This is a genomic window from Rhizobium sp. 05N49 (genome assembly GCF_056396805.1).
In genome coordinates, this window is record NZ_JBFTME010000004.1 from 101329 (window position 1) to 116711 (window position 15383).

Sequence of the window (15383 nt, forward strand, 5' to 3'; positions counted from 1 at the left end):
TTATCGGCCTTCAGTGCACCAGGCCCGCCGGTGCATCTTCGATTGTTGCTTCGACTGGCAGGTTTATGCCGCTCTCGGAGAGATCCTGAAGCAACGCGCCAAGCGCGAGATCGAGGCAATAGACGGAGAACTCGGCATTGAGTTCCCGGGCGCTCTGCCGGGCGTAGGAAACGAGCCGTGCAAGCGATGCGATATCCCGAAGCCTTTGATCCTTCTCGGCACTCCCGATTTCGATGATGTCTTCCATTGCCGCTAATCTCCCAGCCGTGTTGGAGGGAGTTCTAGCGGATGTGGTCAAGGAAAGCGCGTGACACGGGCGTGACACCATTCTGGATGGCGTATCGGGAGGCGGCAACTCGGTCGAGTCAGACCGGCGGAGCTAGAAGCCTGCCTTCAGCAAAGCCTCACGATACTGTTCCTTCTGCCACGCCTCCTTGAAGGGCACGAGGCTCAGCCACCTGTCGACGTCGAAATCGGGATTGGTCTCGCGTGCCTTGCGCATGTAGAGGCGCGCATTTTTCATGTCGCCCAGCATTGCCCAGCAGGCTGCAGCGAGCCGGTCGGCCGGTGTGCGATCATCCATTCTGCCGATCGCATCCAGCGCTTCCTTATAGCGGAAGAGGGCAAAATTCGCGCCGGCCTCAGTCCAGAGATAATCTGTGGGGCTTAGCGGATTGAGCGAGATCGCCCGCTCGATCTTGGCGAGCCCATCGGCAGGGCGCGAGGCATGCACCAGCGTATCGGCATAACTCGCGATGCCGTCGGCATAATGGGGGCTCAGCTCTTCGGCGACTTTCAGCGCCACCACGCTTTCATCGAGATCGTTCAGATAAAGTTTGGCGATTCCGAGCTGGCGGAAGCCGGACGCGAGCGACGGGTCGGCGACGATCGCCCTGTTCGCATAATCTTCCGCAAGCCGGATCAACTCGCCATCGCCGCGCGCCGTCAGCAGCCATTCCATCAGGAAGGTATGCGCAAGGCCTGCGAGCGCCGGCGAGAAATGCGCGCTGTGCTGGACGGCGTCGCGGAACGCTTTGCGGGCGCGCCGGACATCCGGCAGGGAAAACCGCTTCATGTCCCGGAAACCCAGGAGATAGCTGTGATAGGCGGCCGGATTGTCTTCGAAAGCGCCGCGCACGGTCTCGTTCTGGCGGATCTGTCGGGAGAGCTCCTTGGCGATGCGTCGTGCGATCTCCCGCCGGTCAGCCATAAGGTCGTATTTCTCGAGGCTGAAGCGCTCGGCCCAGATGACCTCGTCGTTGGCGGCATAGACGAGCTGGACGAACAGAGACGGCGTGCCGCCGCCCGCTGTCAACCGGGTGTCGAGAACATAGGAGATCGAATGGCGCAGGATCATGCCCGCCCGGTCGGCATGGCGGGCGATTTGTGCGGCGGTATGGGGCGCGACGACCGAGACGTTGCTGAGGGCGCAAAGGCCGATGGTCACGTCCTCGATCAGCGCTTCAGAAAGCATCGGCCCAGGCCCGGTTTCAGCGGCCTCGACCGGCGGCAACAGGGCGAGCCGGGGCAGGGGCGCGGATTTCAGGATGATGCCGCTTTCCACCGACGGCGCAGCCGCCAGCGTCGCCGGCCTGCTGGCGTCGAAAATCTTGCGCACTTCCTTCAGGGCCTGCAGATCAAGGCCGATGTCGAGCGAATGTTGTAGATCGTGGCTGCGGCTCTCAAATAGCTGCCTGGCGTTTTCCAGATGTCCCTCGGCCTCGTAGGCTTGCAGGAGGATATGGCGGATGTTTTCGTCATCAGGCGCATCGCGGAAGATCCTGAGCGCAGCCTCCTTGATGAGGCCGATATCGGCTCGCGAGCGCGCTTCCGGCAAGGCTCGCTTCACTGCGTCGACGAGGATTGCCATATGCCGGTTGCGCTCGCTCGATACCCATTCTCTTATGCTGGCGCTTTGATCTGCGAGTCCGGCGAGGAAATCCGTTTGCAACAGGGATACGAGCCTTCGCAGCACATCGAGCGGGCCGGCCGAGGATTGGGTATCAAGTTCGGAGCGATCTGCGACGAAGACCTCCCGTCTGATCCTGACACCGGTCGCGGTAAAGATCAGCAGCTCCGCGCCGATTTCCGCTTGCCTCGCCTGGACGCGCGAGATCATCTTGCGCAAATTCGCCATGATATCGGGATTGTCGGTGCTATCCCACAGGAAGCGGGCGAGTGTGCCGCGCGGACATTCTCTGTCAGGTCTGTCGAGCAGGTAACAAAGCGTCAACAGGCCTTTTTCGGGGAAGAATACAGGCTCTCCCGCCGCGTCCAGCAGTCGTAATGTACCGAATGACTCGAGCCGGAAGGACATGGGACGGTATCGTCTGCTTTCACTCTCTGCGGGTATCCGGCTCGTCCATTCGCGGCGCGTTCAGCGAAATGTCGCTGTTTTCGGACTGCGCCATCGCTTTGACCAGCGAGATGATCGTCTCGCGGATACGCCGGTCCTCGATTTTCATGAACGCCCTGTTGAGGACGAGACCTTCCTTCGACCGCAGAAATTCTGTGACCGGATCGACAGGAGCAGACAAATCGAGGCCGGCAAGGCTCGGCGCTTCCAAATCATCCTGCTCGAAAAAGAAAGCGGGCGAGGTGCGCAGCACTTCGGCGATCCTCTGCAGGCGGCTGGCGCCGATGCGATTGATGCCTTTCTCGTATTTCTGCACCTGTTGGAAGGTAACGCCGATCTGTTCGGCAAGCCGTTCCTGGCTCATGCCGAGAAGCTGCCTGCGCCTGCGCATGCGCATGCCGACATAGGTATCAATCGCGTTCGGTGTCTTGACGTTCATGGCCTACCTTCTGTCTCTTTCGTATTTTAATCCATTGACTTGTAGACGGCATCGCTGCGCTTTTCCACGGTTTGTTTTTGACAGCATATGATGGCCGATCTTAGTCGGCTCTGCTTTCTCCGACCCTTCGATGATCAAGGGTCCTCCTGGGAGATCAATTTTCATCTAAATCGCTAGAAAATTGGTATTCCATTCCGCGCTTGCCTTATCGGAAACCTTTATCACCTCTCCTGAACAACTCGAATTTCAAATGAGGGAACGCAATGCTTTCGAAATCTTTCGCCGGCCTCTTCGCCGGTGCGATCCTGGCAGCCTTCATCGGAGCACCGGCACAGGCCGATGCTGTAAAGATCGGCAGCAAGAATTTCACCGAACAGTTCGTCGTCGCCGAGATCTACGCCCAGGCGCTTGAAAAGGCCGGCGTCGAGGTCGAGCGCCACCTCAACCTCGGTGCCACGCTTGTGGCCCACACGGCATTGACGAACGGTGACATCGATCTCTACCCGGAATATACCGGCACGGCGCTTGCCGCGGTCGTCAAGGGTGACCTGTCGGGCTCCGCCGACAAGATCTATTCGGACGTCAAGGATTACTACGAAAAGAACCTCAAGCTCACGCTCCTTCAGCCGACGCAGATCAACAACGGCTATGCGATCATCACGCTTCCGGAAACAGCCGAGAAGTACAAGCTGAAGACGCTGACCGACCTCGGTCCAGCCTCCAAGAGCTTGACCTTTGGTGCAGAGGGCGGCTTTGGCGAGCGCAAGGACGGCTTGCCGGGGCTGAAGCAGACCTACGGCATCGAGTTCAAGGAATTCAAGATCTTTGCCAAGCTCGGCATCCGCTACAGCGCGCTGACGAGCAAGGATCTCGACGTCTCCTACGGCTTTGCGACGGATTGGCAGATTTCCGACAACAAGCTGGTGGTGCTTGATGACGACAAGCATCTCTTCCCGCCCTATTACCTCGTCCCGGTCGTGCGACAGGATGCTCTCGCCAAGAACCCGAAGATCGCCGAGGTTCTGAACAAGGTCAGCCCGCTCCTCAACAATGAGACCATGCGCGAACTCAACGCCAAGGTCGATCGCGACAAGGAAGAGCCGGCCGATGTCGCCGCTGAATTCCTGAAGGCCAAGGGCATCTGATCGAGAGCGGCTCCAAAGTTTCGCTTTCCCTGAAGAAAAAATGCGGCGAAGCTTGCAGCTTCGCCGCTTTGTCGTGACCGTGCGGACAGGATTTCTCGCCTTTGAACTGGGCACCCAAACATATTCCGGAAATCGCGCTTGCCGTCTGGCAGCACCTGGTGCTGTCGATTTCATCCGTGCTGATCGGCCTTGCGATCGCGCTCGTACTCGGCATCGTCTGCGCCCGCCGGCCGAGACTCTATGCCTTTGCGCTGACGGTGACGAATATCATCTTCGTCATTCCGAGCCTGGCGCTCTTTGCGCTTTTGATCCCTTTCGTTGGTCTCGGCATGGAACCAGCGCTGATCGGGCTTTCCTCCTATTGCCTGCTGATCCTTTTGCGCAACGTCGTCACCGGCATCCGCGGCGTCCCAACTGACATACTCGATGCGGCCGACGGGATGGGTTATGGGCCTTGGCAGCGCCTCTTCCGCATCGAACTGCCGCTTGCCCTGCCGCTTATCGTTTCCGGGGCCCGGATCGCGCTCGTCACTGTCATCGGCATCGCGACGGTCGCTGCCTTCATCGACGGCGGAGGTCTCGGCACCATCATCCTGATAGGCATCGATCAGGAATACCCGGAAAAGATCCTCGTCGGCGGCATTCTGACTGCTCTGCTGGCCATCATCTTCGATTTCATTCTCACCCGGGCCGAGCAGGCCCTGGTGCGCTGGCAGTGAGGGCATGCCGATGCTGAGCACCGCCTTTTTCTGGATCGTCGATCATCAGGACGAATTCTTCCGCGCGCTCGGCCAGCATCTCCTGATGTCCGGCGTGTCGCTTGCGCTTGCGCTTGCCATTGGGCTGCCGCTTTCGATCCTCATCGTCAATTACGGTCGCTTTGCCTTTGGCGTCATCAACATCGTCAACGGCCTCAGAACCATCCCGAGTCTTGCGATCCTGGCGATCATGCTGCCGCTTCTCGGTATCGGCATCCTGCCATCGATCGTAGCGCTGACCGTGCTTGCCCTGCCGCCGGTCCTGCTCAATGCCTATGTCGGGTTGCGCGATGTCGATGCCGATGCGGTGGAGGCGGCGATCGGCATGGGCATGAACAGAGGTCAGGTCCTGCGCAAGATCCGCATTCCACTCGCAGCCCCTGCGATGTTTGCCGGCGCGCGCACCGCAGCTGTCCAGGTGCTGGCTGGAGCGACACTCGCCCCTTTCATCGGTGGCGGCGGGCTCGGCGATTTTATCGCCACCGGCATCGGCATGATGGATATGTCGCGGCTCATCGTCGGCGCCGTGCCGATCGCGATCTTGGCACTCGCCACCGAATTCATCCTCGGCCGCGCCGAGAAGCACCTGTTTGCAGAAAGAACCGCCGCATGATCCGTATGGAAAATGTCACCAAGCGTTACGGTGAAAGTGCAGCACCTTCGGTGGATCACCTGACGCTCGATGTGCCCGAGGGCTCGACGGTTGCGCTGATCGGCCCGTCAGGCTGCGGCAAGACAACGACGATGCGCATGATCAACCGGCTGATCGAACCGACGGAAGGGCGCATCTTCGTCAATGGCGAAGACGTGACAAAAGCCGATCCGGTCAAGCTTCGCCGCCATATCGGTTACGTCATCCAGAATGTCGGCCTCTTTCCGCACATGACGATCGCCGAAAATATCGCTGCGGTGCCGAACCTGCTCGGCTGGGACCAGCCGCGGATCGCCAAGCGCACGGATGAACTTCTCGATCTCGTCGGTCTCGATCCGAAGGAAATGCTGAAGCGCTATCCGCGCCAGCTTTCCGGCGGCCAGCGCCAGCGCATCGGCGTGGCGCGCGCCCTTGCCGCCGATCCCGCGGTCCTGTTGATGGACGAGCCCTTCGGCGCCATCGACCCGATCGCCAGAACACGCCTGCAGGACGAATTCAGGCAAATTTTGAAACGCGTGCGCAAGACGGTAGTGCTGGTCACTCACGATCTCGATGAGGCAATTCGCCTCGGCGACCGGATCGCCATCATGCGTGCCGGCAAGATCGTGCAATATGATGCGCCGGATGCGATCCTTTCCCATCCTGCCGACGATTTTGTTGCGAATTTCGTGGGTATCGATCGCGCAATCAAGCGGCTCAGCCTGTTTTCTGTTGCCGACGCGATGCGGCCTGGTGTTCCCTCTTCACCCGCGGCCAGTGTTGCCGCGAGTGCCAATCTGCGCGATGCGCTGTCGCTGATGGTCGCCGCCAACAGTGACGTGCTGTCGGTGGTCGATGGCGGTGGCATCGTTACCGGGCAACTGACGCGCGACGCGATCTTCTCGATCTGAGTGCAGGAGTTTCTGATGCATCTCGGTTTTTCCCTCACACCCTTCGGCCATCATCCCGCAGCCTGGCGCGATGCCGGAACGCTCGAACATCTCGGTTTTGATGCGCTGCTTTCCCAGGCTGTCGAAGCGGAGGAGGCCGGTTTCGATTTCGTCCTGCTTTCGGACCGGCTCGGCACCAGGCCGATCGAGGACCTCTCGCCGGTCGCCACGCCCTTCGAGCCGACGACACTGGTCGCAGCCCTTGCGACCCGGGCGCGCCGGATCGGCTTCCTGGCAGCTGCCGCAAGCAGTCAGCATGAGCCCTATAATCTCGCCCGACGCTTCGCCTCGCTGGACCAGATCAGCGGCGGACGGACAGGCTGGGTAGCCCTTCCCGTTTCCGGCGAATTCGAACGCGACCAGGAATATCTCGGCCTTGTGAGCGCGCTTTGGGACAGCTGGGATGACGATGCCTTCATCTACGACAAGGCCGAGGGTCGGTTTTTCGAGCCAGCCAAGATGCATGTGCTCAACCACAGGGGCGAGCATTTTGCGGTGCGCGGTCCGCTGAATGTCAATCGCTCACCGCAGGGCAAACCGATCATCGCCCAGCTTCTGAGTGGAGATAACAAAGCATTGGCGGCGCAAAGTGCCGAAGTCGTCCTGCTTCAAGATCGGACGCCGGGAAGTACAAACGAGACGGCGGTCGACTTCGTGGGCCTGCTTGAAAAGGCGGGCCGCCGACGGCAGGACGTGCGGATACTGGCCAATGTTGTGCCAGTTGTCGCCGAAACTCCCGAAGCGGCGCAGGCGGCAAGCGATGCGCTCCGGTTTGGTGAGGCCGACCGGCTTAGCCAACCGCTTTCCGCGTCGCGTCTGGTGGGTACGCCAGCCGAGATCGCCGAATCCCTACGGGGATGGCTCGCCCTCGGGCAGATCGACGGTTTCACGATACTGCCCCCGACCGTCGCGATAGGGGATTTGTTCCTGACGAAGGTGGTTCCGGAGTTGCGCCACCTCGGATTGATCAAGGCGAATGCAGGTAAGACCTTGCGCGATCGTCTTGGTCTTGCCCGTCCGGCTCATCCGGCGGCAGCATTGGAGCAAGCACAATGAGCAGCGATCGCAAGATGAGACTTGGCGCCTTCCTGATGGCGGGCGGGCATCACATCGCGGCATGGCGACATCCTCAAGCCCATGCTCAAGCCGGTGTCGATATCGATCATTTCATCGAGCTGGCCCGCATCGCCGAGCGGGGCAAATTCGACATGCTCTTTGTCGAGGATGCCGCCGCCATCCGAGAGCGCAATCCGGAAATGGCAAGCCAGGCAGCGCGCTCGACGGCATTCGAGCCGCTGAGCCTGCTTGCAGCTCTTGCCGTCAACACCAGTCATATCGGCCTCGTGGCAACGGCGTCGACAACCTATAACGAGCCCTACGGCCTTGCCCGCACCTTCGCCTCGCTCGATCAGCTAAGCGGCGGCAGGGCAGGCTGGAACCTCGTCACCTCGGCAAGCGAACTCGAGGCGGAGAATTTTGCGAGCAGTGGCCTTCGCCCGCATTCCGAGCGCTACGAGCGGGCCGAGGAATTTGCCGATGCAGCACTCGCGCTTTGGGATGGCGTCGAGGACGGAGCCTATTTTCCTGGGGGCGGGGCTCAGTTTGCCGATCGTGCGAGGCTTCATCCCTTGCATCGCCGCGGCAAGCATTTCACCGTCGAAGGCCTGCTCGAAAGCCCACGCTCGGCCCAGGGCCGGCCGATCATGGTGCAGGCGGGCGCATCCGATGTCGGCAAGGAACTTGCGGCCCGAACCGCAGATGTCGTGTTTGCCGCCTCGCAGACGCTTGCCGAAGCACAGACCTATTATGCCGATGTGAAGTCGCGGCTCGCCAAATACGGGCGCAAGCCCGACGATATCAAGATCATGCCCGGCATATCGCCGATCGTCGGCGCCACTGAAGACGAAGCGAAGGCGAAATACCGGGCCCTGCAGGAACTCATCCCCGACGCCGTCGGTGTCGCCCTTCTTGCAAGCTACCTCAGCATCCAGGATCTATCGGCCTATCCGCTCGATGGTCCGCTGCCCGACATGCCGCAGACCAACCTCATCCAGAGCCGCCAGCAGCTGATCATTGATCTCGGAAGGCGCGAAAACCTGTCGATCCGCGAACTTGCCCGCCATTTCGCCGGCGCGCGCGGCCATTGGCAGGTCGCAGGAACACCGGCGCAGATCGCCGATGCGATGGAAGAACGCTTCAGTGAAGGCGCCGCCGACGGCTTCAATGTCATGGCCCCGCTCTTCCCCTCGGGGCTTGAGGAATTCGTAGCCCATGTCGTGCCGGAACTGCGTCGCCGCGGCCTTTTCCGCGAAGACTACGAGGGCCGGACGCTTCGCCAGAACCTCGGCCTCGACGCGCTGATCAAACGATAAACGAGATGACAATGGATCCGATCTATATCGACTATCTGAATGCCTTCGACATCGAGGCGCTCGACCTGTCCAATGATGAAATCCTGGCGGCGATCGAAACTTCGCTCGCCGCTCAGGGCAGGGGCCAGACGGTGATCGAGCCGCGTGTCCATCTCGAGCCGGATGCAAGCTTTCACGGCCATTTCAACGTCTTGCGTGGCTATGTGGCGCCGCTCGGCCTTGCCGGAGTGAAAGTGGTCGGTGACTATGTCGACAACTACAAGCTCGGTTATCCCTCCGAATTCGGCGTGCTCAACCTCTTCGACCCGCGCACCGGCGTGCCGAAGGCGATCCTTGATGCAACCGTCATCACCGACATGCGCACCGGCGCCGTCACCGCGCTCGGCGCCCGGCATCTCGCCCGGAAGGGTTCGAAGGTCCTCGGTCACATCGGCGCGCGCGGCACGGCTTACTGGAATGTCCGCCTGCTCGATCATCTCTTCGATTTTGACGAGATCCGCGTACATTCGCGTCGGCCCGAAAGTCGTGATGCCTTCGGCGCGAAGCTGGAGGCCGATCTCGGCAAGAAAATCACCGTAGTCGACAACTGGCGCGACTGCGTCGAGGGGGCAGATATCGTCGTCGAGGCATCGCGGCTATCGCAGCCCGAGCCCCTCCTGAAGACGGAGTGGATCAAGAAAGGTGCCTTCGTCGTGCCTTATGGCACGATGAGCGCCGTGGAGCTGTCGCTGACCGACATCATGGCCAAGCTCGTCGTCGACGACTGGGGTCAGTGCAAGACCGGCAAATTCGGCTCGCTGCGCGCCCATGTCGAGACCGGCCGGCTTTCCGAGCAGACGTTGCATGCCGAACTGGGACAGGTCGTCGCCGGCCTGAAGCCGGGCCGCGAGAGTGAGGACGAGACTATCCTGCTGTGGCATCGCGGCCTGTCGCTCAGCGACATTGCTCTTGGCCACGCGCTGCTTTCCAAGGCGCGCTCGGCCGGTATCGGTCAAAGGCTGCGTTTCGCATGACCGGGATCCTGCTGACCGGCTCCGGCATCACCATTGCCGACATAGAGGCGATCGCCCGTCGCGATGCCACCGTCGAGGTTTCCGGCGCGGTCCGTGACCAGTTGATAGCCGCGCGGCGCATCCTGGAAGGTGCTGCAGCTTCCGGCCAGCAGATCTACGGCATGAACACCGGGCTCGGTGCCAATCTGAAGACAGCTGTGACCGGCGATTTCGAGGCCTTTCAACTGCAGCTGATCCGCGGCCGCGGCATGGCGGTCGGTGAAGCTCTGCCGCGCGATGCGACCCGTGCTGTCATCGCCGCCAGGCTCTCGATGCTGGCAGTCGGAGGATCCGGTATTTCACTGCCCGTGTTCGAGGCGCTGCTTGCCATGCTGAACGCCGGTGTTCATCCGGTCATGCCCTCGATTGGTTCGATCGGTGCGGGTGATCTCGTGTTGCTCTCCGCCATGGCCCGCGCCCTGATCGGCGAAGGGAAAGCCGAGTATCGCGGCATCGTCTACCCGGCGATTGAAGCGCTTGAGCTTGCGGGCCTTGCCCCAGCGAGCCTGCAACCGAAGGACGGGATATCGCTTCTCAATGCTTCAGCCGTGTCTGCTGGCCGTGGCGCGCTCGTCCTGTACGATGCCAAAGAACTACTCGATGCCCAGCGCCGGGCGGCTGCCTTGAGTTTTGAGGGCCTTGCTGGCAATCCGCTCATCCTGTCACCTGCGATCCAACGCGCCCGGCCGGCAGCGGGCCAGGCAGACGAGGCCAACCGGTTGCTGCAGATGCTTGAGGGCTCGACGCTTTTCGAGGCGAACGCCGCCATACAGGATCCGCTGAGCCTGCGTTGCGTTGCACCCATCCACGGCGCACTTGTCGATGCGCTCTTGAGGGCGGTCGAAGCCGTCGAGATCGAGCTCAATGCCGCGGCCGATAATCCCGTCGTTCTCTTGGAAGAGCAACAGGTGCTGTCATCAGGCAATTTCCAGACGCCCGCACTTTCGCTTGCCTTCGAGACACTGGGCCTTGCGATCGCTCAGGCGGCTGCGGCATCGGCTGCGCGCTTCATTCAGCTGACGGGCTCGGGTCGCAATGGCCTGCCGCGCTATCTTTCGCCGATTGGCGGTCCATCGGCCGGGTTCGTGCCGATGCAGAAGACGGTCGCGGCGTTGATGGCCGATATCAGGCACAAGGCCAATCCTGTCATGCTCGACATCCTTGCGGTATCGGAAGGCGTCGAGGATCATGCAACGCAATCCTCCCTTGCCGTGCGCAAACTGGGCGAGATGCTGGAACTGTGGCGCGTGCTCATCGCCTGCGAAATGCTCGCAGCCGCTCAGGCGGTCGACCAGCGCCCCGGACACCGTTGCGGCGTGGGGACGGCAGGAACGCATGCGTTCGTTCGAGGCATCGCACCGGTCATGACGGAGGATCGTTCGCTCGGCGAAGATGTGGCCATCCTTGCCTCCCGTCTGCTCGACGAGCACCACGGCGGGTGAAAAGCATGCGTCTCGCCAGTCTTGCAATGTACGCTACGCCGCAGCCGCTTGCGGATGCAAAAGCTGAACTCTGGTCGTTCCTGCGGTACTATCTTGGGCAGGCCGGGCTTTCGGATCCGCCGGAAAACCTCGATGCGACGATCCCCTACGACGAGGCCTGGCTGCATGAGGACCTGCTCTTTTCCCAGACCTGTGGTTATCCCTATGTGAAGCGATTGCGCGGCAGGGTGCGTCTCGTGGCGACACCGGTTTATTCCCATCCCGGCTGCGACGGACCTTTGATGCGCAGCTTCATTGTCGTGCGCCGAGCTTCCACCTTCGTTTCAGTGCAGGACCTGCGCGGTGCGACGGCCGCGATCAATAGTCCCGACAGCAATTCCGGGGCAAATCTGCTTCGCGCCGCCGTCGCCCCTCTTGCCCGCAATGGCCGCTTCTTCGGTGGCACGGTCGAGACCGGCAGCCATGGCGGCAGCATCGATGCTGTGTCGAGTGGGCAGGCGGAATGCGCTGCAATCGACTGCATCACCTTTGCCAATCTCCTGCGTTTTACGCTTGCTCGCGTCGCAGGCATCCGCGTTCTTGCCGAGACGCCCGCAACGCCCGGCTTACCCTTCATTACAGGAGCAAAGGGTTCAGATGCGGATGTGGCACTGCTACGCGAAGCGCTGGTCGCTGCAATCGCGGAGCCATCGCTTTCCGGTGCACGCGATACTCTCGGTCTTGTTGATGTAGCGATGCTCACAGATGCCGACTACGAACCGATTCTGTCTCTTGCCCGAGGTGCGCTTGGCACCGGCTACAGGGACTGGATCGATTGAAGCCTCCGGGGGCGTCAATTCATAAGATCATTCTCGCTTCCGCCTTCGCGAAATGCTCTGCGGTCGACGCGCGCTCGGCTCTTTCCTGGATCTCATCTGCTGACGGGACGAGCACTTTTTTCCGGCTCGATATCCGGCGTGCCTGCTGCCAGCGTCTGGCCGTGAAATTCCTTGAGCAGGGAAACAACGTCATCGATCTCATGCGCGACACGCGCAGCGTCCCAACCGAGCGCTTTCGCGGCGATGCCGGCAATGTCCGTCAAACCTCCATAGGTCACATGACCTTCGATCGCGATCGTCGTGCGCCGCAACACGATATCGGAGAGATGGACCACAAGCTCGTTGCGCGCGATCCAGTCGATCTCGCGAAAACTGTAGTGTGTAGCTCCCGATAACCGCCGCTCGTCAGGATGATCGGAAGGGAACATCGCTACCGCCTCGGCCGTCGTTCCATAGCGGTTCAGAAGTTGTTCCGCGCGCGCGGCCGGGATGCTTGCAGCTGTGGCGATCCTGTCGATAAAGCCCCGTCTCGCCTGCGCATCGGCCGGGAAAGCCTTTCCGCCGCCGATCGCAAGATAGCGGGTCGATTGCTTGCGCGAACGCCCGAGCCGGGTCAGGACACTGTCGGCAACCTCCTCGGCAAAACCGCGAAATGTCGTCCACTTGCCGCCGACCAGCGACATGATGGCAAAAGGCCGCTTGCCATCCGCTTCGATGACCGGTGCCGAATGGTCTCGGCTGATCAGGCCGGGCGCTGTTCCGTCGGAGGCGGGAAGCGGCCGGATGCCGCTATAGGTGTAGACGATCTGGTCGCGATCGAAGCGCAGCGTCGGCAGCAGCGATCTGAGGCTCTGCAGGAAGTAATCGATCTCGGGTTCTTCGCAGCGTACGGCGTCGGGATCTCGGCTCGGGATATCCGTCGAGCCGACGAGCGCAAGCCCGAGATAGCCGTAGACCAGGCAGATACGGCCGTCATCGGCTTCGAAATAGATCATATGACCGTTGAGACTGCGCACCAGTTCGGGATGATCAATCAGGATATGCGAGCCCTTGGTGCCGCCGATCAGCCGCGAAGGCGCGCCGAGCGCCTCGTTGACATGATCGATCCACGGGCCTGCCGCGTTCACGACGAGCTTCGGCCGCACCATGAATTCAGTACCATCCTCCCGTTGAAAGCTCAGACGGCCTTCCGAGGAAGCAGTCAGCGTCACGAAATTTGCTGCGACACATTGCGGGTTGGCTTCCAGCCCATCCTTGACGAGTTCGTAGACGAGACGTTCCGGTCGGCTGATTTTTGCGTCGTAGTAAATGCCGCCGGCGACAATCGCCGGCGTCACATGCGGCATTTCCCGTCTGGCCTTGTTTTTCAGGATCAGCCGGTGGCGTGGCATCACGCGATCGCGTGAGCCGAAAAAATCGTAAAGGGAAAGCCCGATCTTGATGAGCACGGCGCCGCGGCTGCGTGGGGCCGTCTTGGAGCCGGCCAATGTCCGCAGTGCGGCCCAGATGCCGCGTGTCCAGGAGAAGACCGGAATAAATGTCGGAAGCGGTTCGACGCAATGCGGCGCATTTTTCAAAAGCAGATTGCGCTCCAGAGTGGATTGGGCAACCAGGCCGAACTCACCGGTTTCCAGATATTTCAATCCGCCGTGGATGAGGCGGGATGGCGCTGCGCTGGTCCCGGAACCGAAGTCCGATTTGTCGACGATCATGCAGTTGATGCCCTGAGCCGCGAGATCGCGAAACAGACCGGCGCCATTGATGCCTGCTCCAAGGATCACGACGTCGACATCGTGCTCGCGAATATCCAGGCTGCGTCCAAGCGTATTGGGGGTCATGGTACTGCCGTCCTAAACTGCGGCCGCTGCCGCACTATCCTGCGCAAGGCCGGCGATCTTCGGCCAAAGCGGCGTCATTGTTTCTGCAATTTCGAGGAAAAGCCGGTAGCGCTTCTCATACTCGGCGCTGCGGGCGCCGTCCGGCTCGCAGGTCTTGCCCTGCTTGTCCGTTTTTGGAGCTCTCTGTGGGTCCGGATAGAGACCTGCGGCTGCGCCGGCACAGATGGCGGCGCCCCAGGCCGCGGCTTCATCGGTGCCGGTCACGGTCACCGGCATCGCAAGCACATCGGCAAACATCTGCGCGACTGCGGGGTTGCGTGACACGCCGCCGGCAAGCCGTGCTTCCTTGAAGGCGAAACCGTCGCGCAGCGCGTCGACATGGATGCGATGGTTGAATGCGATGCCTTCCATGACGGCCCGCAGCATGTCGCCGCGGTCATGCCAGCCGCCGAGCCCGAAGAAGCTTGCGCTTGCCGATGCGCCGTAGGGCGACCCGAAAAGATAGGGATGGAAAAGCACGGGCGATGGCCGGTCAAAAGCCGCGTCGATCTCGGATGCCAGCAAAGCGTGAATGGACGTGCCCTTGGCTTCGCAGTCTGTCCATTCGCGGCTGCAGAGTTTTTCGATGAACCACTCGTAGTTCGCGCTCGATGCAGGCGAAATCGACATGCTGTTCCAGACGCCCGGTGCAATTCCATTACGGCAGAACCAGCGTCGATCGACGCGCGGTTCAAAGGACAGCGTCTCGTTGATCGAATAGGTGCCGGCAATGACGGCAACGACGCCGTCGGCATAACCACCCGCGCCGAGCGCCGAGGCGGTGACATCGTGCAATCCGGCCGCGACGGGCGTGCCTTCCAAGAGGCCGGTCAAGCGCGCTGCATCGGCCGTAATTCGTCCAACGATCTCGTCCGAGCGCGAGGCCGGCGGCAGAGCACCGGCAAGCGCCTGCAGGCCGAACAAGCGCAGGGCGTCCACGCTATAGTCTTGTGTCCCGACATCGGTGAATGAGGTGCTTGCTTCGGTGCGATCGGTGCCAACGGTGCCGGTGAGGCAAAATCGGAGCCAGTCCTTGCAGCTCATGATATGGCCGATACGTGCAAACCGTTCCGGCTCATGGTCCCGGATCCAGGCGAGCAGCGCCGAGGGGGCGGAGACGTGCGGCACCTGACCTGTGAGAGCAATCGCCTCGTCGGAGACCTCGTTCTTCGTCCATCGATCGATGATATCGCCCGCGCGGCTATCCAGCGACACGATGCCGTTGCCAAGCGGCTCACGCGTCTGATCCAGCACATAAATGCCATCGCCATGCGCCGTCGCCGCCACGGCCTGGATATCGCTTGCCGGACGGCCGCTGAGGGCGACCGCCTCACGGATCGCCTCAGCCGTTGCGGTCCACAACTCGCGCATGTCCCGCTCCACGAAACGCGGCCTCGGAATGAGCTGGCTGACGCGCCGCCGAGCGACTGCGATCGGCGTGCCGTCGATATCGAAAATGACAGCCTTCGTGACGGTCAGTCCACTATCGATCCCGAGAAGGCTCGGCATGCACATTCACCTTTCTGTCGTGACCGGGCGGTCC

At 61.4% G+C, this 15383-nt stretch carries 14 protein-coding genes; 9 read left to right on the top strand and 5 right to left on the bottom strand.

The features are described 5' to 3' along the window. Window positions 1–10: 10 nt before the first annotated feature. The 3 genes from AC1DF8_RS10090 to AC1DF8_RS10100 form a co-directional block, all read right to left on the bottom strand. Window positions 11–247 (bottom strand): hypothetical protein, encoded by a 237-nt coding sequence (locus tag AC1DF8_RS10090; RefSeq protein WP_113115763.1) that lies wholly within the window; start codon window positions 245–247, stop codon window positions 11–13. Window positions 248–379: 132 nt separating this feature from the next. After that, entirely contained in the window at window positions 380–2317 is a 1938-nt protein-coding gene (locus AC1DF8_RS10095; RefSeq protein ID WP_113202213.1) for an SARP family transcriptional regulator, read from the bottom strand. 19 nt (window positions 2318–2336) lie between these two features. Next, complete coding sequence (locus AC1DF8_RS10100) at window positions 2337–2795, bottom strand: helix-turn-helix domain-containing protein (protein WP_112546448.1); 459 nt, start codon at window positions 2793–2795, stop codon at window positions 2337–2339. Window positions 2796–3058: 263 nt separating this feature from the next. Between AC1DF8_RS10100 and AC1DF8_RS10105 the strand changes: the two genes are divergently transcribed. The 9 genes from AC1DF8_RS10105 (at window position 3059) to AC1DF8_RS10145 (ending at window position 11963) form a co-directional block, all read left to right on the top strand. Further along, entirely contained in the window at window positions 3059–3940 is an 882-nt protein-coding gene (locus AC1DF8_RS10105) for a glycine betaine ABC transporter substrate-binding protein (RefSeq protein ID WP_478153276.1), read from the top strand. Window positions 3941–4041: 101 nt separating this feature from the next. Next, window positions 4042–4659, top strand: a complete 618-nt coding sequence (locus AC1DF8_RS10110) for an ABC transporter permease (protein ID WP_478153278.1) — start codon at window positions 4042–4044, stop codon at window positions 4657–4659. 10 nt (window positions 4660–4669) lie between these two features. After that, entirely contained in the window at window positions 4670–5311 is a 642-nt protein-coding gene (locus AC1DF8_RS10115) for an ABC transporter permease (protein WP_478153280.1), read from the top strand. Next, window positions 5308–6240, top strand: coding sequence for an ABC transporter ATP-binding protein (locus AC1DF8_RS10120; RefSeq protein ID WP_113212944.1), 933 nt, complete (start codon window positions 5308–5310; stop codon window positions 6238–6240). The genes AC1DF8_RS10115 and AC1DF8_RS10120 overlap by 4 nt, the downstream gene beginning before the upstream one ends. Window positions 6241–6255: 15 nt before the next feature. Continuing rightward, on the top strand, window positions 6256–7335 hold the full coding sequence (locus AC1DF8_RS10125; RefSeq protein WP_113212943.1) for an LLM class flavin-dependent oxidoreductase: 1080 nt from the start codon (window positions 6256–6258) through the stop codon (window positions 7333–7335). Further along, window positions 7332–8651: an LLM class flavin-dependent oxidoreductase gene (locus AC1DF8_RS10130; protein ID WP_478153283.1), complete on the top strand. Its 1320-nt coding sequence runs from the start codon at window positions 7332–7334 to the stop codon at window positions 8649–8651. Before AC1DF8_RS10125 ends, AC1DF8_RS10130 begins: the two co-directional genes overlap by 4 nt. Window positions 8652–8662: 11 nt before the next feature. Beyond that, window positions 8663–9664: an ornithine cyclodeaminase family protein gene (locus AC1DF8_RS10135; RefSeq protein ID WP_113115768.1), complete on the top strand. Its 1002-nt coding sequence runs from the start codon at window positions 8663–8665 to the stop codon at window positions 9662–9664. Next, window positions 9661–11145 (top strand): HAL/PAL/TAL family ammonia-lyase, encoded by a 1485-nt coding sequence (locus tag AC1DF8_RS10140; RefSeq protein WP_478153285.1) that lies wholly within the window; start codon window positions 9661–9663, stop codon window positions 11143–11145. Before AC1DF8_RS10135 ends, AC1DF8_RS10140 begins: the two co-directional genes overlap by 4 nt. Before the next feature lie 5 nt (window positions 11146–11150). Further along, window positions 11151–11963: a phosphate/phosphite/phosphonate ABC transporter substrate-binding protein gene (locus AC1DF8_RS10145; RefSeq protein ID WP_478153287.1), complete on the top strand. Its 813-nt coding sequence runs from the start codon at window positions 11151–11153 to the stop codon at window positions 11961–11963. A gap of 92 nt (window positions 11964–12055) precedes the next feature. Here AC1DF8_RS10145 and AC1DF8_RS10150 read toward each other — a convergent pair whose 3' ends face one another. Together AC1DF8_RS10150 and AC1DF8_RS10155 are read right to left on the bottom strand one after the other, a co-directional pair. Continuing rightward, window positions 12056–13801 (bottom strand): glycerol-3-phosphate dehydrogenase/oxidase, encoded by a 1746-nt coding sequence (locus tag AC1DF8_RS10150; protein WP_478153289.1) that lies wholly within the window; start codon window positions 13799–13801, stop codon window positions 12056–12058. 12 nt (window positions 13802–13813) lie between these two features. Beyond that, a complete protein-coding gene (locus AC1DF8_RS10155) occupies window positions 13814–15349 on the bottom strand; it encodes an FGGY-family carbohydrate kinase (RefSeq protein WP_478153291.1) in 1536 nt (511 codons plus the stop codon). Window positions 15350–15383: the final 34 nt, after the last annotated feature.